The following is a 20,659-nucleotide window of genomic DNA, read 5'->3' on the forward strand; positions in this document are numbered from 1 at the left end:
CTGAGGAATTGCGAGATGAACGTTATGCCTATGGCATTCTGGCGTAGAGGGGAGAATGCCTCAGTCGCTGCTAACCAAAAGAGACGCGGTCACGCTGTACTCTTTTTGCTCCTGTTGTGGACGCTTCCCGCGCTGGTTTGGGGTGGGGTTTCACTTGAGGATATTGATTTCTCGGCGCTTCCCGGAGATCGGGTGCAGATCACACTGGCCATGTCGGGCGATGTGCCTGAGCCGAGCAGTTTCATTACTGAATCCCCGGCCCGTATCTCCCTTGATTTTGCCGGTGTCAGCAGTAGTCTGGCTTACAAAAGCAAGCAGATCGGTATCGGCGCTGCACACAGTGTCAATATCCTGGAAGCGGGAAACCGGCTGCGAGTGGTGGTCAATCTGTTGAGCTCAGTGGCTCACCGTATTGAGGCTCAGGGCGGTAACATTGTGATCACCCTTGATGCTGGGGGCCGCGCTACTGCGGAGTCTGCCGAACCGGTGGCCGTTGCAGAGACTGCAGGACATATGGTGCAGACCCCTGTGTCTACGGAGACAGAGGCGGGTGAGGGGATCGTCGGAGTTGATTTTCGTCGTGGCGAAACCGGTGAAGGCCGTGTGCTTGTCACGCTCGCAGATTCCGCTATCCCGGTCGACGTGCGGGAAGAGGGAAGCCGCGTTGTGATGGAGTTCCTCGGCACCACGGTTCCGGGAAAACTGGTCCAGAGCCTGGACGTGATGGATTTCGCAACGCCGGTGACGCTTGTCGAGACCAGGCCACAGGGAAACAATGTGGTGATAGAGATCACGGTAACCGGCGAATACGATTACATGGCCTATCAGACAGGCAATGTCTTTGCCGTTGAGTTACGGGGCCTGAGCAAGGCGGAAAAAGAGGCGCAACAGAAAGAGCGCATGGTCTTCTCCGGTGAGCGTCTCTCACTTAATTTTCAGGATATTGAGGTGCGTTCCGTACTGCAATTGCTGGCGGATTTCACCGAACTCAATCTGGTTACCAGTGATACGGTCAGCGGCCGCATTACACTGCGTTTGAAGAATGTTCCCTGGGATCAGGCGTTGGATATCATCCTGAAATCCAAAGGTCTCTCCATGCGCAGCAATGAAAATGTGATCATGGTTGCGCCAACGGAAGAGATCGCGGCACGCGAGCAGTTGGAGTTGGAGTCGCAACAGAAGATCGAAGAGCTGGCCCCACTGCGTTCCGAATTTGTACAGGTCAATTATGCCAAGGCTAAGGACTTGGCGACGCTGCTGAAGTCCTCGGAGAATCGTCTGCTTTCCGAGCGTGGTAATGTGACCGTGGACATGCGAACCAATACCCTGCTGCTGCAGGATACAGCGGCAAAACTGGAAGATATTCGCCGTTTGTTGCAGAAGCTGGATATCCCGGTGCGTCAGGTATTGATCGAATCCAGGATTGTGATTGCCAACAACGACTTTGCCAAGGATCTGGGTGTTCGTTTCGGCGCCACGTTTAACGCGACTTCCGGTGACAGTGGTGGGTTGTTTGCCGGCGGTATGCCTGGCCACCTCACACCCGGTGCCGGTGTCACCGGCATCGAGAATCCCGCGGGTTCAGGTAATGAGTCGCTGATTGTCAATCTACCGGCGACTGCGCCATCCGGGGCATTAAACCTGCTGGTGGGCAAGGTGGGCTCATACCTCCTGCAACTGGAGATCTCCGCGATGCAGAATGAGGGCAAGGGCGAGGTCATCTCCAGTCCCCGGGTGATCACTTCCGACCAGAGCAAGGCTTCCATCAAGCAGGGTGTCGAGATCCCCTATCAGGAGAAAACCTCCAGTGGCGCCACTTCTGTGAGCTTCAAGGAGGCTTTATTGAAGTTGGACGTAACACCTCATATCACGCCCGATGACCGGATCCGGATGGATCTGGCGATCAACAAAGATAATCCTGACTTCTCAAATAGCGTTTTGGGTGTGCCGCCGCTCCAAACCCGAAAGATAGAAACCACCGTGTTGGTTGATAACGGTGAAACGGTGGTTCTGGGTGGCGTTTTTGAACGCACCAAGACCAAGAACGTCGATCAGGTTCCTTTCTTTGGTGATCTTCCCTACGTGGGTGTGTTGTTCAGGAAAAATGAACAGAAGGATGAGAACGGTGAGCTGCTGATCTTCGTGACGCCCAAGATTCTCAAAGATTCATTACGGGTTCGCTGATTACGTCACCACTGTTTAGGTTAAAGGCGCGCCATTTGGCGCGCCTTTTTGTTTTTTTGGAAAGGATGACTTGCCGCTGCCGGTAAAATCTGGCATATCTGCTGATTATGAAACGAAATCAGAATCTTTTTCTTGTGGGACCGATGGGTGCCGGCAAGACGACCGTTGGCAAACAGCTGGCGGAAGCACTGGGTATGACGTTCGAGGACAGTGATCGGGAGATCCAGCGTCGAACCGGCGTGGATATCCCCACGATCTTCGAGTTCGAGGGTGAGGAGGGCTTTCGTAACAGGGAGCGGGCCGTCATCGACGACCTCTCTGCGCAGGAAGGCGTCGTGCTGGCAACCGGAGGTGGCGCTATCCTGGATGCGGACAACCGGCGCAATCTCTCCTCCAGAGGCATAGTGGTCTATCTCTACTGCACGCCTGAGCAGCAGTACGACCGGACCTATCGTGATCGCAATCGACCGTTGTTGCAGACCGAGAATCCTCTGGCCAAACTGGAGAGTTTGATGGAGCAGCGGGACCCCCTCTACCGACAGACTGCGGATCTGGTGGTGATTACCGAACAGCGTAACACTCAATCCGTGGCTCGCGAGGTTCAGGAAAAACTGGAATCGTTGGATTAGGGAGCCTCTGAACAAGTCATGGACCTACAACTTGCGGCTGAAATGCACTGCTTCTTCGTTGGAAATCTTCGCAATAGCCTGCTATTACGTGCGATTTCCGCCTCAAATCAGCGCATTTCATCTCACAATCTGAACGGCCCAGACTTATTCAGAGGCTCCTTAACGGCTCACAAACAATAATTGAGAAGGAATCAGCTTGAACGCAGTAGTTAACAGGCTTGAAGTGGATCTGGGGGAACGCGGATATCCTATCTACATCGGTGCCGGTATCCACGCCAACGCAGATTACTACCGCCCTCATATCAGTGGCACGCAGGTTATGGTGGTAACCAATGAAACCATCGCGCCGCTCTATCTGAAAAATGCCCTGCAGGCATTGGATGGCTTCGAGGTTGCCAGTGTCATTCTGCCGGATGGTGAGCAGTTCAAGACCCTGGAAGTCCTCAGCCGGATCTACACCGCACTGCTGGAACAGCGCTTTACCCGCAAATGCACCCTGGTTGCCCTCGGCGGAGGTGTGATTGGTGACATGACCGGTTTTGCCGCCGCCTCCTACCAGCGGGGGGTGCCCTTCATTCAGGTGCCGACCACGCTGCTTTCCCAGGTCGACTCTTCGGTGGGTGGCAAGACGGGTGTGAACCACCCGCTGGGCAAAAACATGATTGGGGCCTTCTATCAGCCCAAAGCCGTACTGGCGGATATAACGACACTCAATACCCTGGATGACAGGCAGTTGGCATCGGGTATCTCCGAAGTGATCAAATACGGACTCATCAACGACCGCCCATTTTTCGAATGGCTGGAGGCCAATATGGAAGCCCTGCTGGCCCGTGAACCTGAAGCGCTGACCTATGCCATAGAGCGCTCCTGCCGGGACAAGGCGGAAGTGGTGGCGGCGGATGAGAAAGAGGCGGGTCAGCGGGCTCTGCTGAATCTTGGACACACTTTTGGCCATGCCATAGAGACCGGCATGGGCTACGGTGAGTGGCTGCATGGCGAGGCGGTCGCCGCCGGTATGTGCATGGCAGCGGACCTTTCGCGTCGATTGGGCTGGATTGATGGTAAAGATTTTGAGCGCACCTGTCGCCTTATTGAACAGGCTGGACTGCCGACGGATCCGCCGAAGGCGCTCTCCAGCGAGCAGTTCATGGCGCTGATGGCTGTGGACAAGAAAGTATTGGACGGAAAGCTGCGGCTGGTGCTCTTGCGTGGGATTGGAGAGTCGGTGGTCAGCGACGATTTTGACCATGAGATGTTGCAGGAATCCTTGGGAGTCTGTCTGGTTTAACACTGTTTGGCTGCTTTTGCTCCAAGCGGATAAACCCGACAGACTCCTGGACCAGCAGACAAACTGACACACGGATTGGCCGGCGGGGGCGGGCGAACAGTGGCAAATTCCGATAACTATTTCAGCACGTTGGAGCTTGCTCAGCGGCAGGATCTCATCCGCCACCTGATCGAGAATAGTGAAGTCGTGCCCTTGGTGCGTGGTCCTGGTGGTATCGGAAAGAGTGCCATGGCGGCACAGATACAGCTCCATGCGCCTGACGCCTGGGTGATCAGCCATTTCGATGCGGACCCGACACTGCAGCCCGAGCTGATGCTTGCGCATATCGCCCGTGGTTTTGGGCTGGCAGATGAACATCCAAGCCTGATGGATCTGCTGATTGATCACTTTGAGCATCTACACCAGCAGGGGCGTGTGCCGGTTGTTCTCCTGGATGATGCACAACTGCTGCCGCCTGCCAGCCTGATTACACTGCTGCGTCTGTTTGAACATCAGGTGGAGGGAATCTCCCAGGTCAGTATTGTCCTCTTTGCCAACACCCAGATTGATCTACTCCTGGCGACGCCCCAGTTGCAGGCCATGTCTCACCATGCGTTGCATATCATCGATATGCCGGTAATGGGATTTGAAGCCGCCAATGCATTCATGGGTTATCTGATCAAGGCCGAGGGGTTGCCTGAAACGCTTGCCCTGGACGATGACCTTCTCGGTCGGATACTTCGTGAAACTCAGGGACGAATTGGGCCGCTCGGGGAGTCGATCCTTGAAGCCATCAGCACCAGACCGCTCCGGTCCGGGGGGGCGAAGTCGGGCCAGTCCACCTTTCGTTGGTTGCTGATAGCTGCGTCAGCGCTGATTGTTGGCGGGGTGCTGTGGTTTCAGGATGAGATCAATCGTCTGTTCGTTACAGGAAAATCAGCGCTGCCAAATGTAGAGGAGAGGCAGCAGGCCATACCGGCGCAGCAGGAGGTGCTGACCCTTGATCGTCGCACCATTGAGCCGGTGCAGGAGAGGGCGCCTGTAGTGGAGGTGATTCCGGAAGCCGACTCTGCATCGGCCGAGGATCAATATCTCGCCGAGATAGATGTCAAGGAGCCGCCAATCGAGGTTCCCGTGGAAATTGAACAGGGGGGCGAGACGATTGATGCGGCGCCGCAGTCTGAAGAGCCGGTGCCGCAGACTGAGCTGCAGTCTGCCGAAACAGATAAACCATTGGCGGAGTCTGCTGCGGTCTCTGAATCTGAAGAGGAGGTGTCTGAGGTGGCTCAGACCGAAACCGTACGGGAGCAGATTGAGGAGCCAGCCATCGAGCCGGAAGTTCTCCCGAAAAAGGCACGGCTGCCGGAGGTGGTTCCTGAGCCGCAGGTGCCGGCTGATCCCTTGGACAGGAACAACTGGTTGCTCGAACAGAATCCTGAGCACTACACATTGCAGTTGATCGGTGTCGAGCAGCTCGCCTCGCTGCGGCGGTTTGTGAAGCGACATGGCTTGGAAAAACAGGCGGGATATATCAGGACAAAGCGCAAGGGCAAGGCGTGGTATGTGTTGCTCTGGGGTGTCTATCCTGAACGCGATGCGGCGCAGAAGGCGAAACGAAAACTGCCCCGTTCTCTGAAGAGTAGAGATGCTTGGGCGCGTACTGTGGGTTCGCTACAGCAGGAACTGAATGCATCGCTTCCGTGAATTGGATTCATAAGTCTTGTAAAATCAAATAGTTGTGTCGTCGCTCGGCGATGTTTCCGGGGCAGCACACCCCTGTATTTTTTGTGTGAAATCGTTACAAACTGGCCTGATCGGCCAATCTCAAGTATCCTACGCGGCTCTGTGCGCCCCGACTTCGGGGCGGGTTGGTGGGTGCGCGAGAGGGTTTTCCCGCCAATTGATTTTTTTCAGGTTAGTGCATACAGGTCCTTCTGGCGGAGAGTCTCCGCTATCAGGGCCCGACAGCAACGAGGTTTGCAATGAGCCAAGGTGCTTTACCACCGAAGCAGGGACTCTATGATCCCGCTAACGAACATGATGCCTGTGGTGTCGGCTTTGTCGCCAACATCAAAGGTAATAAAAGTCATCAAATTGTCCGGCAGGGTCTGGAGATTCTGGATCGCCTGACCCATCGTGGTGCGGTCGGCGCAGATCCGAAGGCGGGTGACGGCGCAGGTATCCTGCTGCAGATCCCCGATGTCTTTTTCCGCGCCCAGGTCGATTTTGATCTGCCCGAGGCGGGGGGTTATGCCATTGGTATGCTTTTTCTTCCGCAGAACGAGGCGAGCCGGAACGAGTGCGAGGAGACCGTCGAAAAACTGGTCACTGCCGAGGGTCAGTCGGTAATCGGTTGGCGCGACGTGCCTGTGGACAACAGTGGCCTGGGTTACAGCGTTGTGCCCACCGAGCCGGTCGTACGGCAGATATTCGTCAGTCGTGGCGATAACTGCGCCGATCAGGATGCCTTTGAGCGCAAGCTTTTCGTCATCCGCAAACAGATCGAGAAGCTGATTCGCGAAGCAGAGATGGAGGGTGGCGAATCCTTCTATTTTACCTCTTTCTCATCCCGTACCATCGTCTACAAAGGCATGCTGCTCTCGGGGCAGGTGGGTGAGTATTTTAACGATCTCAATGACGAGACAATGGTCACAGCCCTGGCGCTGGTGCATCAGCGTTTCTCCACCAACACCTTCCCCACCTGGGATCTGGCGCATCCGTTTCGCATGATCGCTCACAACGGGGAGATCAACACCCTGCGTGGCAACGTGAATTGGATGGCCGCGCGCAAGAGTTCCATGGCTTCGGAGATTCTGGGTGAAGATCTGGATAAGATCTGGCCGTTGATTCCTGAAGGGCAGTCCGATTCGGCCTGTTTCGATAATGCGCTGGAGCTGCTGGTGGCCGGTGGCTACTCCCTCTCCCACGCGATGATGATGCTGATTCCAGAGGCCTGGTCCGGCAACAAAGTGATGGACCGGAAGCGCCGTGCTTTCTATGAGTACCATGCCGCGCTGATGGAGCCCTGGGACGGTCCGGCTGCGGTCGCCTTTACCGATGGCCGCCAGATAGGCGCCACCCTGGATCGCAATGGCCTGCGCCCCGCCCGCTATCTGATCACCGATGATGATCTGGTGGTGATGGCGTCCGAGATGGGTGTGCTCGATATTCCGGAAGAGAAGATCGTCAAAAAATGGCGGCTGCAGCCGGGTAAGATGTTCCTCATCGATACCGAAGAGGGCCGCATCATCGATGACGTTGAGCTGAAGGCCAATATCTCCGGCGCCCAGCCCTATCGGGACTGGCTCGACAAGACCCAGACTCACCTGGATCAGCTGCCTACCGACGTGGCGCCGATGGCGCCGGATGCGACTAGGCTGCTGAATGGTCAGCAGGCGTTCGGTTATACCCAGGAAGAGATCAAGTTTCTCCTGATTCCGATGGTCATGACCGGCATGGAGGCGACTGGCTCCATGGGCACCGACCTGCCTCCGTCCGTGCTCTCCAACAAGTCGAAGCACCTCTCCAGCTATTTTCAGCAGAACTTTGCCCAGGTGACCAATCCGCCGATCGACCCGATCCGCGAAGAGATCGTCATGTCCCTGGTCTCCCTGATCGGCCCCCGTCCCAACCTGCTGGGAATGGCGGATGCGGGTAAGAACATGCGCCTGGAGGTGCCGCAGCCGATCCTCACCAACGGTGACCTGGAACGAATCAGGCACATCGAGGATAATACCGGAGGTGCGTTCCGCACCAAGACCCTGGATATGACCTACAGGATCACCGAAGGTGCGGAAGGGATGAAAGGGGCACTGGCCGCACTCTGCGAACTGGCCGAGACCAAGGTTCGGGAGGGCTATAATATCCTGATCCTCTCCGATCGCAAGGTCGATACGGATCGCATAGCGATCCCTTCACTGCTGGCGACCTCCGCAGTGCACCATCATCTGATCCGCAAAGGCTTGCGCACAGAGTCGGGCCTGGTGGTCGAGACCGGCGCCGCGCTGGAGGTCCACCACTTTGCCACCCTTGCGGGATACGGTGCAGAGGCGATCAATCCCTATCTGGCTTTCGACACTATCGATGCACAGCTACCCGATTTGCCTGAACCGTTGACGTTCAGCGAAGGCCAGAGCCGTTACATCAAGGCGATCGGCAAGGGTCTGAAGAAGGTGATGTCGAAGATGGGCATCTCAACCTATCAATCCTATTGTGGCGCGCAGATATTCGATGCCGTTGGTCTGCACAGCAGTTTTCTGGCGGACTATTTTACCGGCACCAGTACTACCATCGAGGGTGCCGGGCTGGCGCAGATCGCCGAAGAGGCAAAGCGTTGGCACGAGGCGGCCTACGGTGGCGCCGAGATCTATCGCAAGCATCTGGATGTGGGTGGCGACTACGCCTACCGTATCCGCGGCGAGGCGCATAACTGGTCCCCTGACAGCATCGCCAAGATTCAGCATGCGGTGCGCAGTAACGACTGGAATACCTACGAAGCGTTTGCCCGGCAGATCAACGAGCAGAATGAGACATTGCTGACCCTGCGTGGCCTCTTCGAGTTCAAGTTTGCCGATCAGGAGATCCCGCTGGACGAAGTGGAACCGGCAAAGGAGATCGTCAAGCGCTTTGTTACCGGTGCCATGTCCTTTGGTTCCATCTCCTATGAGGCGCATTCGACGCTGGCCGTCGCAATGAACCGCATCGGCGGCAAGTCCAATACCGGCGAAGGTGGTGAGGAGTCCGAGCGCTTCGACCCGCTGCCGGACGGATCCCCAAATCCCGAACGCTCTGCCATCAAGCAGGTTGCCTCCGGACGTTTTGGTGTGACCACCGAGTATCTGGTCAACTCCGATGACATCCAGATCAAGATGGCCCAGGGCGCGAAACCCGGCGAGGGTGGTCAGTTGCCAGGCCACAAGGTTAACCAGCAGATAGCCCGGGTGCGCCACTCAACCCCCGGTGTTGGTTTGATCTCGCCGCCGCCGCACCACGACATCTACTCCATCGAGGATCTGGCTCAGTTGATCCACGATCTGAAGAACGTACAGCCGAAATCCCGTATCAGCGTGAAACTGGTCTCCGAGGTGGGTGTGGGTACGGTTGCCGCGGGCGTCTCCAAGGCCCATGCCGACCACGTCACCATCTCCGGTTACGACGGCGGCACCGGCGCATCGCCTCTGACCTCTATCAAACACGCGGGTTCACCCTGGGAGATTGGTCTTGCCGAGACCCACCAGACCCTGGTGCTGAACCGTCTGCGCAGCCGTATCGCGGTGCAGGCCGATGGTGGTATGCGTACCGGACGCGACGTGGTGATTGCCGCGCTGCTGGGGGCCGATGAGGTCGGTTTTGCGACTGCTCCCCTGATCGCCGAAGGCTGCATCATGATGCGCAAGTGCCATCTCAACACCTGCCCCGTGGGCGTTGCAACACAGGATCCCGAGCTGCGCAAGCGCTTTACCGGAAAACCCGAACATGTGGTGAACTACTTCTTCTTCGTAGCGGAAGAGGTTCGCCGCCTGATGGCCAGGCTCGGTTTTCGCAATTTCCAGGAGATGATCGGCCAGATGGACCGCCTCAACATGCGTAGCGCCATCGACCACTGGAAGGCACGGGGTCTCGATTACAGTCGATTGCTGACCAAGCCGGTTGCTGCCGATGGTGATGAGGTCTACAACAACGAGGCTCAGGACCACGGTCTTGATCAGGCGATCGATAATGTGTTGATCAGGCAGGCGGCACCGGCCCTGGAAAGGGGCGAGGCGGTGAAGATCGAGATCGATATACACAACTACAACCGCACCTTCGGCACGATGCTCTCGGGTCGTTTAGCCGAGAAGCATGGTTTTGCCGGACTACCGGACGACACTGTTTACATCAAGGTAAAAGGTACAGCAGGCCAATCCTTTGGTGCCTGGGTCACCAAGGGTGTCACGATTGAGCTGTCCGGGGAAGGCAACGACTATGTCGGTAAGGGGCTTTCCGGTGGACGCCTGGTGATCTATCCGCCTTCACACTCCAAGATCGGCAAGGCGGAAGAGAACATCATCGTCGGCAATACCGTGCTCTACGGCGCGATCTCCGGCGAGTGTTATTTCAATGGTGTTGCGGGCGAGCGCTTCTGCGTACGCAACTCCGGTGCCACCGCGGTCGTGGAGGGCGTGGGTGACCACGGCTGTGAATATATGACTGGTGGCGTCGTGGTCTGCCTTGGATCCACAGGACGCAACTTCGCGGCAGGCATGTCTGGCGGTATCGCCTATGTGCTCGACGAGGAGGGCGGTTTCGAGGATCGCTGCAACATGGCGCAGGTCGAGTTGGAGCCGATACCCGCGGAAGATGATGCCTTGGAAGAGCTGGAGCATCAGGGTGGTGATCTGGAAACCCAGGGCAGGGTTGATGTCAGCCACGATATGACACGTTTTGATGCAACCCGTCTCCGGCAGCTGATCGAGAATCATCTGCACTACACCAACAGCGCGATGGCGAAGAAAATCCTCGACAGCTGGGAGAACTTTCTGCCGAAGTTTGTAAAGGTTATGCCGGTGGAGTATCGCCGGGCCTTGAAAGAGATGCAGGCACAACAGATCAGAGAAGCCGGCAGCAAGGGGGAACGTTAAGATGGGTAAGCCCACAGGTTTCAAAGAGTATGTCCGTCAGGATCGCACCTATGCGCCGGTTGCTGACCGCGTGGCCCATTTTGAAGAGTTTGCCATTGCCCCAGGCGATGAGGTGCTCAGTCAACAGGGCGCGCGCTGTATGGATTGCGGCATTCCCTTTTGTCATAACGGCTGCCCGGTCAACAACATCATTCCTGACTGGAATGACCTGGTCTACCGGAACGATTGGAAAGAGGCGATTTCGGTGCTGCACAGTACCAATAACTTTCCAGAGTTTACCGGCCGTGTCTGCCCTGCTCCCTGCGAGGCGGCCTGCACCCTGAATCTGGATGATGTCCCGGTAACGATCAAGAATATTGAATACAGCATTATCGAGAAGGCTTGGGAAGAGGGTTGGATCAAGCCGCAGATTGCTGAGCACAAGAGCGGCAAGCGGGTGGCTGTGGTCGGTTCCGGTCCTGCCGGCATGGCATGTGCGCAGCAGCTGGCGCGGGCTGGCCATGAGGTGCATCTGTATGAAAAGCAGAACCGCATCGGTGGTCTATTGCGTTACGGTATTCCCGATTTCAAGCTGGATAAGAAGATCATCGATCGCCGCATGGCGCAGATGCGCGCCGAGGGTGTCGAATTCCATACCAACACCCATATTGGGGTGGATCTGCCTGCCAGGCCGCTGATGAATGTGTTTGATGCGGTTGTGCTGGCGGGGGGGGCGGAGCAGCCGCGTGATCTGCCGATTCCGGGTCGCGAATTGAAAGGCGTCGAGTTCGCGATGGACTTCCTGCGCAGAAACAGTCATCGGGTACAGGGTGACCAGGTGGAAGATTTCATCTCCGCCGACGGTAAACACGTCGTGGTGATCGGTGGCGGTGATACTGGCTCCGACTGTGTCGGGACATCAGTGCGTCATGGTGCGCTTTCGGTGACCCAGGTGGAGCTGATGCCGCAGCCGCCCGAGAAAGAGGACAAAGGTACCACCTGGCCCGACTGGCCCAACAAGATGCGTACCTCCACCTCTCAGGAGGAGGGTTGTGAGCGCATGTGGTCGGTGGCGTCGAAAGAGTTTATCGATGATGGTAACGGCAACCTGGCCGGCGTAAAGTGCGTTAAGGTGGAGTGGAGTCAGGATAAGAACGGCCAGTGGCAGATGTCCGAGGTCGAAGGTTCTGAATTCGAAATCAAGGCCGAGCTGGTGACGCTGGCGATGGGTTTTGTACACCCGGTCCATGAAGGCATGCTCGATGAGTTGGCTGTGGAGCGTGATGGACGCGGCAACGTCAAAGGGGAGACCGATGGCGTTGATGCCTACAAGACCTCCCTGGACAGCGTGTTTGCCGCCGGTGATATGCGCCGCGGCCAGTCGTTGGTGGTCTGGGCGATCCGTGAAGGCCGCCAGTGCGCGAAGGCAGTAGACGAGTTCCTGATGGGGGCGAGTGATTTGCCGCGCTGATTGCGGGTTTACGCGATAGTGAAAACGGGGGCCTGGAGCCCCCGTTTTTTATTGGAGCGCCAGTCAGGTCAGATGAAAGACCGTGAGTTCTCCGTTCGGATTGAAACGCCAGTCGATGTGAGTCCATGTGGGGGCGAGTTCCACTCCGCCGATATTGAATTTTGCGTAGTGTGTCTGCACCACTTCCTGCAGCTCCTGCGGTGTGAGGCCGCTACAGATGATGTCGTAGGCGTTGGCTATCGAATGCTGCGAGGTTGGGGAGAAATAGGGGCTTTCCGGCGTCCTGAATCCTGACCACTCACGCTGGCCTCCGTCACGATAGTTATTGATGATGAAAGGCTTGCCCACATACTGCCTGATCTTCACGAGGTTTTTGTAGGCGCGACGGTTGACAAAATTCCAGGATCGCTGGTCTCCAAATCTTTCGTAGATGCTTGGGGGAACCAGTTCGGCGATATGGAAATAGCTGGGCATGGCGCTGTCTCCTTTTGGTCACTCTCAGTCAGGGAAAACGGTCAATTTTTATCGTTTGCTTTGCGCATTTAAGTGCAGGTTGGGTTCGCGAAGCGTAACCCAATATTTCCACCTGTTCGTTGGGTTATGAGTTTCTGGACGGATACAAGTCAGTATCTCGGCGATTCGTAGGCCGTCTCTTCATCACCCTCTACGATGGGTTTGACATAGACTTCAACCCGGCGATTCAGCTGGCGCCCGGCTTCTGTTGCGTTGGTGGCGCGGGGTTCCGACTCGCCTCTCCCTTCGGTGCGGATGCGGGCGCCAGGCACGCCCCTGTCCTCAAGATAGAAAGCGACATGGTCTGCGCGTCGGCTGGAGAGGGTTTCGTTGTACTCATTAGAACCCCTGTTGTCTGTGTGGCCTATGATATGCACTACGGTCTTGTTGTACTTGTTCAGTAGCCTGGCAAGCTTGCCCAGGGTCGGTTTGAAGGCTGGGGAGATGTCGGCGCTATCGAAGGCGAAGGAGACTTCATTGTTGACGCTGAGCTTCAGCGTGTCGTCTTTCAGGCGCTCGATCTCCACGTCGTGGCGTTCCTGCTCCGCTGCAAGGCTCTCCTCAAACTCTCTCTGTTGATCGTCCATATAGTTACCGATGGCAGCGCCTGCCAGGGCGCCAACCGCTGCCCCGACGAATTTCCCGGATTTATCGTTCATCTGGTGTCCGGCAACTGCGCCTACTACTGCACCGATGGCAGCGCCGGTTTTTGCCCGTTGGTGAGGATCGTCCGTAGTACAGGCACTGAGAATGAGCAGTAAAAGTAGTGCAAGGATAAGCGGCTTTGATTTCATAGTGATAGGTAATTCTTTGAGTCTGGGCCTGATCGCCGGGAAGGTGGATTGTATGTATGAGATTAGCAGGTTTTTATGTTTGATGAATCAGATAGGGGGGGTATCATCACAGCTGATATCCGCAAATCCTGTTCAAGATAATTTCTTGCCGGACGTGATGCAGGATCAACCCAATCTGATGGCAGTAACCAACACTGCAAGGTGAGTATACATGAGTGAAACCCTGATGCTGTTGCCCAGTGCTCAATTCGAGCGCATTCGGGTGGTGCGGATTCCTGACGACCTGGATACCAATGAAGCCTATCGGTTTGCCACGGGTATCATCGCGCAGGCGGAAGAGTCGAAAGCAGGCTATGTCTGGGAGGATATTGCCGAGGCGCTGGAAGGGCGCGGTTTTGACCCGGTGGCGCATATCCTGGGGCCTGAACTGGATTGATCAGGGGATGGCGTTCTCGTAGGCCTGATCAAGCATAGCGGATCAGGCAAAGGCTTGGGATCAAGAGCGGCTTTTTCCGGTTACACAAGCTTGAACCGGCCTACGACTGCAAATCCATCGAGTCAAACAGGTCTGCTATTCGACGTCGTCGAACTCATCCATGTCCATCTGCAGCAAAATGGCTTTGCGCAGCAGTTTCTGTTCGTTGCGCATGGTCTTTTTCAGGCTGCTGATCTCTTTCTCCAGCTCTTGAATCCGATAGATAAACTCATCGGCGTTGGACATCATCTCCGGCGCAGCATTTGAGGTGGACATCTGTGCGCCAGTGCCACGAGAGGGCAGTTGTGAGACGGAAGCGAGCTGCTGTTGTCCCTGGGTGCCGGGCTTCTGATAGCTGACTTCCTGCTCCAACTCCTCGATCACGGCGTCCACCGCTTTCTCGTCCATGGCGTGCAGCTCTTCCAGGCATCCGTACAGCATCAGGCGATCACACATGGAGTTGATGCGGCGAGGCACGCCCTCGGTGAAGTCGTAGATTTTTTGGAATACCTCATCGGCAAACGCCGGATCGTCTTCCCAGCCGACGAGCTGTAAACGGTGCTTGATATATTTTTCGGTTTCGTCGCCGCTCAAGGGCTCCAGATGGTAAGAGGCGATGATGCGCTGGCGGAACTGTTCCATGCCAGGGCTCTGCAGCGTGCGCTTGAACTCCTCCTGGCCGAGCAGGAAGGTCTGCACCAGCGCTTTCTCCCCAACCTGGAAGTTGGAGAGCATGCGCAGCTCCTCTACAGACCGGGCAGGGAGGTTCTGCGCTTCGTCAACCACCAGCAGTATCTGCTTGCCCTCGGCGTGGCGGGTGCGGGCGATGGCTTCGAGATTGTGTAATAACGTGGCTTTGTTGAGGCCTTCATGGGCGAGGCCAAAAGAGGCACAGACCATGCGCAGCATGTCGTCTGGATCGACCTGGGTGGTAACCAGCTGGGCCGCCATGACGTTTTTGTTGGAGAGCTCCTGAAACAGGTTTCTGACCAGCGTGGTTTTGCCGGTACCTATGCCACCGGTGATCACGATAAACCCCTCACCCTGCTCAAGTCCGTAACGCAGGTAGGCCATTGCCCGATTGTGCCCCTTACTGTTGAAGAAGAACTTGTGGTCGGGTGTCAGCTGAAAGGGTTTGCCTTTCAGTTTGTAAAAATCGTCATACATGTTTGGTTGCCTGTGATTCCCTGGCCAGAATTGCCCGACAAGTGGAAATAACCATGAATTTTCAGTTGGTCGAATACAAGTACAAAGGTTGATGCGACCTTTCAGAGGGCTGATTATGCAATGAAATCGACAGTTTGCCTACCTTGTTTGATGAGGGAGGGGGGGGTCATCTGTTACAGATGAGCAAAATGCGGAAAGGTTGGGAGAAGTGGGGGAGTTGACGTTCCATGGCTGGCTCACTATCTTCATGGGTAGACAAAGAGTGCATCAGTCGCTGCCGCTGTTTGGCAAAGTACGGATATTGAGTGGCATCTAAATAATCCGCGCTGATTTTTTATACCTTAAAAGGAAGCTCTGATAAACGTCATTTCGAATGCAGTGAGAAATTTCATACCCCGAAGCCTGGCTATGCGCCTTGTAGTTTGAGATCTCTCCCCATGGCCAGGATGACAGTGGCCCAAATAAACAGGGCTTCCTTAAGTTTCAGCTTCATAATGAGAAGAATAAGGAGTATTTATGCTGCAAGTTGGTCAGAAGGCACCCCCTTTTCAGTTGCCTGATGCGGATATGTACATGGTCGATTCCAGTGATTATCTGGATAAGAAAAACCTTGTACTCTATTTCTATCCCAAGGATGACACGACGGGCTGTACGATCGAGGCAGTGGAGCTGTCCGATTTAATGGAGGATTTTGAAAGGCTGGATACCCTGGTTTTCGGCATCAGTCGTGACAATTGCGGGAGTCACGCCTCTTTTCGCGACAAGCACGGGCTTACGGTGCGCTTGCTGGCGGACCCCGAGGGGGAAGCTTGTGAGGCCTTCGGTGTCTGGCAGGAGAAGGAGGCACATGGCCAGAAACGCATGGGAATCGTGCGTTCCACGTTCATCATTGACAAATTGGGCGTGGTGCGTGAAGCGCTCTATGACGTGAAACCCAAGGGGCATGCCGGGCAGGTTTTACAGTTGGTCGAGTCGCTCTGATCGTGATTTTGATGCAGTGCAGGTCAGCGAATGCTCCCTCTCTGATCTCCGGCATCATTGGATTGGCGCAGGATGTGTGAATGAAACTGCGCACTCAGATTCTGCTGTTTCTCTTCCTGTTTGGTCTGGTTCCACTGACCGTGATGGTTGTCTCCAATCTGCCATTTGTCCTGGACCGGCTGGAACTCTTCTACCATAAGGCGCATCTGCAGAATCTGCGGGCTGATTTCAGGGATCTTGATGAGCACCTGGCCAGTCGCCATGAAATGTTGCGATTGCTGGCCAAACTGCCAGAACCGGGCGGCGTGTTGGGAGAATCCGGGGTGGAAGGCGAGGCGCGCATCGACAAGGCGCGAGTGAACTATACCGGGTGGATCAACAAGGTTCTGCGGGACCAGTTTGATATCATCCAGATCCTTTTTTTGGACGATCAGGCAAGGCCCTATTTCTGGCTGGAGCGGAATTCTCGAACTCAGCGGTGGGAACCCACTGCCACTCAGCCCGATCTGCCGAATCTGGAGATGAGACAGGCGGGCATGCGGCAGGAGCTTGGAACCGTTGCGGTAAGTCTGATCAGCCTGAACCCCGCAGCGGCACACGATGACCCCAGGCGCTTCATGACGCTGCGCATGATCAGTCCGATCGAAGGTAGTGGCCCCCAAGGTTTCGGCAAAACGGTTGGGGCAGTGGTTGCCAATATCGATGTCGGCGGCATGGCCAGGGCGTACCTGAATACACTCTGGGTCAACAATGACGGTGTCTATCTGGAGGAGCAGATCTCCGGTGGCCAGACGCCCCGCGCCTTCACCGATTTTGCCGGTCTGAAAGAGATCTTTACGGCGGGCAAGCTGGCCCTCTGGAAGGGAGATGCCGGTCAGCAGGTTATCTGGGTGCCGCTGTTCATGACAGAGGATTCGGGGCCGCTCTGGGTTGGGCGGGCGGTGGATCCTTCTCCGCTCTCCGAGTTTCGTAATACGCTGGTCCTGCGAGTGCTTACCATTGTCTTTGTCGTCTCGCTGCTTGTGCTGTTATCAGCCAGGTGGATCGCCTTGACCGTTTCCCGTTTTGGCCAGACCCTGACGGAGGGCGTCGGGCGGGTATTGCGTGAGGATGAGCCGGTTCGCTTCCATTGGCGGGGACCCAGGGAGGTAAGCGAACTGGGTGAGCAGTTGACGGTACTGGCCGAGGCGCATACTCACCATTCGGAAGAGCAGCGGCAACATGCCCGTCAACTGGAGGAGTCGAACCGCTATAAGTCGGAGTTTCTGGCTAATGTCAGCCATGAGCTGCGCACCCCGCTGAATTCCATTTTGCTGCTCTCCAAAATGCTTACAGAGGGGCCGGAGGCGCTGCATGGAGCGCAGCGCAAACAGGTTTCGGTGATCCATGAGGCAGGAGCAGATCTGAAAGCGCTGATCGACAATATTCTCGATCTTTCGCGCATAGAGGCGGGGCAGGCCAGTTTCAGCCTGGAACGAATTGATCTGCGGCGTTTGATCGAGGAGTTGATGGAGCTTGTGAAGCCCCAGTTCGATGCAAAATCCCTCTCTTTAGCGGCAAATATCGCCCTGAACGCCCCGGAATCCTTTGTCTCAGATCATGAGAAGGTACGGCAGATACTGAAGAATTTTCTCTCCAATGCGGTCAAATTCACCAAAAGTGGTGGAGTGACGATACATGCCTATGAGGGCGAAGATAGCGCCTGTCCAGTCTGTATTGGGGTGGAGGATAGCGGCATCGGGATTCCTGGCGACAAGCTCGGGGAGATCTTTGAGGCGTTCAAGCAGGCTGATGGCTCCACCAGCCGTCGTTTTGGTGGTACCGGCCTGGGCCTGAGCATCAGCCGGGAACTTGCCCATCTGATGGACGGCAATATCAGGCTGGAGAGTGAGGAGGGGGAGGGTTCAGTATTCACCCTCTGCCTGCCGCTGGAGTTCGACCACTCCGATATTGATGAGGCGCGGCTGGAGCATGTAGAGCCCGAGGCACCAGGATTGCAGGAACATCAGCCGGAACCGTCGGCAGAGCCGGAGGATGCAGTGTTGCCGCAATCTGCAACAACCGGGGAGGCGGATTTCAATGGCAAGCGCGTATTGTTGGTTGATGATGACCTGCGCAATCTGCTGGCGTTGACGCCCCTGCTCGAAAGCTGGGGGTTGGAGATCACGGCAGCGGGGGATGGCCGGGAGGCGTTGGAGACCCTTGAAGAGGACCCGGAATTTGCCATTGTGTTGATGGACATCATGATGCCGGAGATGGATGGCTATGATACGATCAGACATATCCGCGAAGATGGCCGTTTCAGAGATCTGGCCGTAATCGCGCTCACCGCAAAAAATACGGCGTTAGACCGGGAGCGGTGTATAGAGGCAGGTGCGGATGACTTTATCCCAAAACCGATCGATGCCGATGAGTTGAAGGCGTTGATTGCCCGGCACCTGCCGTTGTAACGGACCAGTTTCACACCAGCAGACAGACCATAATAAAGAGAGATGAAACGTTACTCCGGGTTCAAGTTGCTGATTGTCGATGATCATGAGCATAATCTGTTTACGCTCAGAACCCTTGTCGAGCGGCATATGGATGTGGATATCTTTGAGGCAACCTCCGGCCAGCAGGCCCTGGATATTGCGGTCAAGGTGCCGGGTATCGATCTGATAATTCTGGATGTGCAGATGCCGGAGATGGACGGATTTCAGACCGCATCGATGCTGAAGATTCGCAAAAAAACCAAAGACATTCCCATTATCTTTCTCACTGCGGCCTTCAAGACTGAAGAGTTCCAGCAGAAAGGCTATGAGGTGGGCGCCGTGGACTATTTACTGAAGCCCATTGACGACAACCAGCTGATCAACAAGATCAGTACCTACTTCCGTCTCATCGAGAAAGAGCGCCAGATGAACCGGGTGCTGGAGCAGAAGGTGGCGGAGCGCACCGCAGAACTGGCAGCCGCCAAACTGCATCTGGAAAATATCATCACCTACATGGGCGAGGCCCTGCTGGTGCTGAATCCCGAGGGTGGGATCGAATCAGCCAATCCCGCCGCCTGCCGGATGCTCGACTATACAGAGAGTGATCTGCGGAGCCTGTGGATCAGCGACGTGTTCGAAGAGGCGGAAGAGGAGCAGGCCGGGGCGTTTTTCGGTACCTGGCTCGAGGCGCTCATTCGTACCGGGGCTATAAGCCGCATCGAAGCACGTTTCATCGCCAAGGACGGGCGCCGTGTACCGATACTTTTTGCCCGTACCGCAGTCAAAGATCAAGATGGTAAGATCAGCCATATTATTTGCATCGCAAAAGATATGACCGGATATATTCGTGATGAGGATGCAGCTTAGGAGTTAGTTATGAGCGAGCCGAACGAACCGCAAGTGACCGAGGAAGATACTGCCCTGACCGCCAACGCTTTGAAAGCGATGGCCCACCCGCTGCGATGGAAGATACTCTGCTCTCTGGGCGAGAGTGAACTCTCCGTCGGTGAGATCGTTGAAAGGACAGGTACATCCCAAAGCAATATCTCCCAGCATCTGGAGCAGCTGCGCAACAAAAATATTGTGGTCTCCCGCAAGGAGGCGAATCGAATCTACTACCGTATTCGCAATCCTCAGTTGCTGGATCTCATCGGAATCATGCGTAATGTGCTCTGCCCCGCCAATCTCGATGACCGTTACCCCAGGTCCTAAGATGGATGCGCGGCTGATTGAACTGGAGACCCGGCTGGCGTTTCAGGAGGAAAATATCCAGTCGCTCAACCAGTCGGTAGGGCATCAACAACAGATTATAGACAGCCTGCAGCAGGAGATTGAGGATATGCGGCAGCGTCTCCAGGCGTTGAGTCCTTCGCCACTGGAAGGGCATACCGACGAGCCCCCGCCTCCACACTACTGAGCCAGCGCTCACTTGCTCCACACCCCGGGTTCTCATGTCCAAAACACCTCCTGATGCACTGCTGCTGCTAGCCACTGGCTGCGCACACTGCCCTGCGGTCCTTGAAGCGCTGAGTCGTCTGCTCAAAGAGGGGCATCTGGGGCGTCTGGAAGCGATCAATATCGTGGAACACCCTGAAGCGGCTAAAGCGGTGGGGACGCGCAGTGTTCCCTGGACCCGCATTGGGCCGTTTGAGTTGGAAGGGCTGCACAGCCAGTCTGAACTGGCGCATTGGTGCGAGCTGGCCGCCAGCGGCAAGGGTTTTGGTGAATATTTCACTCATCTGCTTGAGACCCAGCGCCCGCACAAGGTGGCGGAGGTCATTGAGCGTGATCCCGCATCCCTGACCAGCCTGTTGGCACTGCTCGAAGATAGCGGCACACCGATGGCGGCACGCATCGGCATCGGCGTGGTGATGGAAGATCTGCAGGGCAATGAGTTGCTGTCTTCTGCTGCGCCTGCCCTGGTACGATTGGCCGATTCCCCGAAGGCCAATATTCGCGCCGATATTGCCCACTATCTTGGGCTGGTTGCTACCCCGGAGGTTATTCCGGTGCTGCGAAAATTACAGCAGGATGAACACCCGGATGTGAGAGAGATTGCAACAGATTCTCTGAATGAGCTTTCTCCATAGGAGTGCCCGATCCGCTAC

General features: G+C 56.0%; 16 protein-coding genes. 13 read left to right on the top strand and 3 right to left on the bottom strand.

Features of this window, described 5'->3' with window-relative positions; all coding sequences use genetic code 11:
• Positions 1-15: 15 nt before the first annotated feature.
• The 6 genes from HPY30_09255 to HPY30_09280 all read left to right on the top strand — a co-directional run bounded on the left by HPY30_09255 (position 16) and on the right by HPY30_09280 (position 12,150).
• A complete protein-coding gene (locus HPY30_09255; GenBank protein QYZ66160.1) occupies positions 16-2,184 on the top strand; it encodes a type IV pilus secretin PilQ family protein in 2,169 nt (722 codons plus the stop codon).
• 107 nt (positions 2,185-2,291) lie between these two features.
• The gene (aroK, locus tag HPY30_09260; GenBank protein ID QYZ66161.1) at positions 2,292-2,813 is read left to right on the top strand and encodes a shikimate kinase AroK; all 522 of its coding nucleotides are present in this window, start codon (positions 2,292-2,294) and stop codon (positions 2,811-2,813) included.
• Positions 2,814-3,009: 196 nt separating this feature from the next.
• Positions 3,010-4,101: a 3-dehydroquinate synthase gene (aroB, locus tag HPY30_09265; GenBank protein QYZ66162.1), complete on the top strand. Its 1,092-nt coding sequence runs from the start codon at positions 3,010-3,012 to the stop codon at positions 4,099-4,101.
• A gap of 99 nt (positions 4,102-4,200) precedes the next feature.
• Positions 4,201-5,784 carry an AAA family ATPase gene (locus HPY30_09270; GenBank protein QYZ66163.1) on the top strand — a complete coding sequence of 528 codons (1,584 nt, stop codon included), beginning with the start codon at positions 4,201-4,203 and terminating at the stop codon, positions 5,782-5,784.
• A 278-nt stretch (positions 5,785-6,062) separates the two neighbouring features.
• A complete protein-coding gene (gene gltB / locus HPY30_09275; GenBank protein ID QYZ66164.1) occupies positions 6,063-10,700 on the top strand; it encodes a glutamate synthase large subunit in 4,638 nt (1,545 codons plus the stop codon).
• Position 10,701: 1 nt separating this feature from the next.
• Positions 10,702-12,150 (top strand): glutamate synthase subunit beta, encoded by a 1,449-nt coding sequence (locus tag HPY30_09280; protein ID QYZ66165.1) that lies wholly within the window; start codon positions 10,702-10,704, stop codon positions 12,148-12,150.
• 63 nt (positions 12,151-12,213) lie between these two features.
• Here the strand turns inward: HPY30_09280 and HPY30_09285 are convergent, their stop codons facing one another.
• Positions 12,214-12,624, bottom strand: coding sequence for a hypothetical protein (locus HPY30_09285; protein QYZ66166.1), 411 nt, complete (start codon positions 12,622-12,624; stop codon positions 12,214-12,216).
• Positions 12,625-12,773: 149 nt separating this feature from the next.
• Positions 12,774-13,457 carry an OmpA family protein gene (locus HPY30_09290; GenBank protein ID QYZ66167.1) on the bottom strand — a complete coding sequence of 228 codons (684 nt, stop codon included), beginning with the start codon at positions 13,455-13,457 and terminating at the stop codon, positions 12,774-12,776.
• A 211-nt stretch (positions 13,458-13,668) separates the two neighbouring features.
• Here HPY30_09290 and HPY30_09295 point away from each other — a divergent pair, with 211 nt between their 5' ends.
• Complete coding sequence (locus tag HPY30_09295; GenBank protein QYZ66168.1) at positions 13,669-13,893, top strand: hypothetical protein; 225 nt, start codon at positions 13,669-13,671, stop codon at positions 13,891-13,893.
• A 135-nt stretch (positions 13,894-14,028) separates the two neighbouring features.
• On the opposite strand, the gene HPY30_09300 is transcribed toward HPY30_09295, so the two are convergent.
• A complete protein-coding gene (locus HPY30_09300; protein QYZ66169.1) occupies positions 14,029-15,099 on the bottom strand; it encodes an AAA family ATPase in 1,071 nt (356 codons plus the stop codon).
• Positions 15,100-15,615: 516 nt separating this feature from the next.
• Between HPY30_09300 and HPY30_09305 the strand changes: the two genes are divergently transcribed.
• From HPY30_09305 to HPY30_09330, 6 genes are all read left to right on the top strand, one after another.
• Entirely contained in the window at positions 15,616-16,080 is a 465-nt protein-coding gene (locus HPY30_09305; protein ID QYZ66170.1) for a peroxiredoxin, read from the top strand.
• Positions 16,081-16,160: 80 nt separating this feature from the next.
• Positions 16,161-18,530: a response regulator gene (locus HPY30_09310; GenBank protein ID QYZ66171.1), complete on the top strand. Its 2,370-nt coding sequence runs from the start codon at positions 16,161-16,163 to the stop codon at positions 18,528-18,530.
• A gap of 42 nt (positions 18,531-18,572) precedes the next feature.
• A complete protein-coding gene (locus tag HPY30_09315; GenBank protein ID QYZ66172.1) occupies positions 18,573-19,418 on the top strand; it encodes a response regulator in 846 nt (281 codons plus the stop codon).
• A 9-nt stretch (positions 19,419-19,427) separates the two neighbouring features.
• Complete coding sequence (locus HPY30_09320) at positions 19,428-19,763, top strand: helix-turn-helix transcriptional regulator (GenBank protein QYZ66173.1); 336 nt, start codon at positions 19,428-19,430, stop codon at positions 19,761-19,763.
• A 1-nt stretch (position 19,764) separates the two neighbouring features.
• Positions 19,765-19,968 (top strand): SlyX family protein, encoded by a 204-nt coding sequence (locus tag HPY30_09325; GenBank protein QYZ66174.1) that lies wholly within the window; start codon positions 19,765-19,767, stop codon positions 19,966-19,968.
• A gap of 34 nt (positions 19,969-20,002) precedes the next feature.
• Positions 20,003-20,641 (top strand): HEAT repeat domain-containing protein, encoded by a 639-nt coding sequence (locus tag HPY30_09330; GenBank protein QYZ66175.1) that lies wholly within the window; start codon positions 20,003-20,005, stop codon positions 20,639-20,641.
• Positions 20,642-20,659: the final 18 nt, after the last annotated feature.

This window comes from Gammaproteobacteria bacterium (ex Lamellibrachia satsuma), assembly GCA_019623805.1.
In the GTDB taxonomy this organism is placed as follows: domain Bacteria; phylum Pseudomonadota; class Gammaproteobacteria; order Chromatiales; family Chromatiaceae; genus QGON01.

Bases quoted from the DNA above. Each gene is read 5' to 3' on its own strand.
- HPY30_09255 (QYZ66160.1), top strand. From the start codon at position 16: ATGAACGTTATGCCTATGGCATTCTGGCGTAGAGGGGAGAATGCCTCA.
- aroK (QYZ66161.1), top strand. From the start codon at position 2,292: ATGAAACGAAATCAGAATCTTTTTCTTGTGGGACCGATGGGTGCCGGC.
- gltB (QYZ66164.1), top strand. From the start codon at position 6,063: ATGAGCCAAGGTGCTTTACCACCGAAGCAGGGACTCTATGATCCCGCT.
- HPY30_09280 (QYZ66165.1), top strand. From the start codon at position 10,702: ATGGGTAAGCCCACAGGTTTCAAAGAGTATGTCCGTCAGGATCGCACC.
- HPY30_09285 (QYZ66166.1), bottom strand. From the start codon at position 12,624: ATGCCCAGCTATTTCCATATCGCCGAACTGGTTCCCCCAAGCATCTAC.
- HPY30_09290 (QYZ66167.1), bottom strand. From the start codon at position 13,457: ATGAAATCAAAGCCGCTTATCCTTGCACTACTTTTACTGCTCATTCTC.
- HPY30_09295 (QYZ66168.1), top strand. From the start codon at position 13,669: ATGAGTGAAACCCTGATGCTGTTGCCCAGTGCTCAATTCGAGCGCATT.
- HPY30_09300 (QYZ66169.1), bottom strand. From the start codon at position 15,099: ATGTATGACGATTTTTACAAACTGAAAGGCAAACCCTTTCAGCTGACA.
- HPY30_09305 (QYZ66170.1), top strand. From the start codon at position 15,616: ATGCTGCAAGTTGGTCAGAAGGCACCCCCTTTTCAGTTGCCTGATGCG.
- HPY30_09310 (QYZ66171.1), top strand. From the start codon at position 16,161: ATGAAACTGCGCACTCAGATTCTGCTGTTTCTCTTCCTGTTTGGTCTG.
- HPY30_09315 (QYZ66172.1), top strand. From the start codon at position 18,573: ATGAAACGTTACTCCGGGTTCAAGTTGCTGATTGTCGATGATCATGAG.
- HPY30_09320 (QYZ66173.1), top strand. From the start codon at position 19,428: ATGAGCGAGCCGAACGAACCGCAAGTGACCGAGGAAGATACTGCCCTG.
- HPY30_09325 (QYZ66174.1), top strand. From the start codon at position 19,765: ATGGATGCGCGGCTGATTGAACTGGAGACCCGGCTGGCGTTTCAGGAG.
- HPY30_09330 (QYZ66175.1), top strand. From the start codon at position 20,003: ATGTCCAAAACACCTCCTGATGCACTGCTGCTGCTAGCCACTGGCTGC.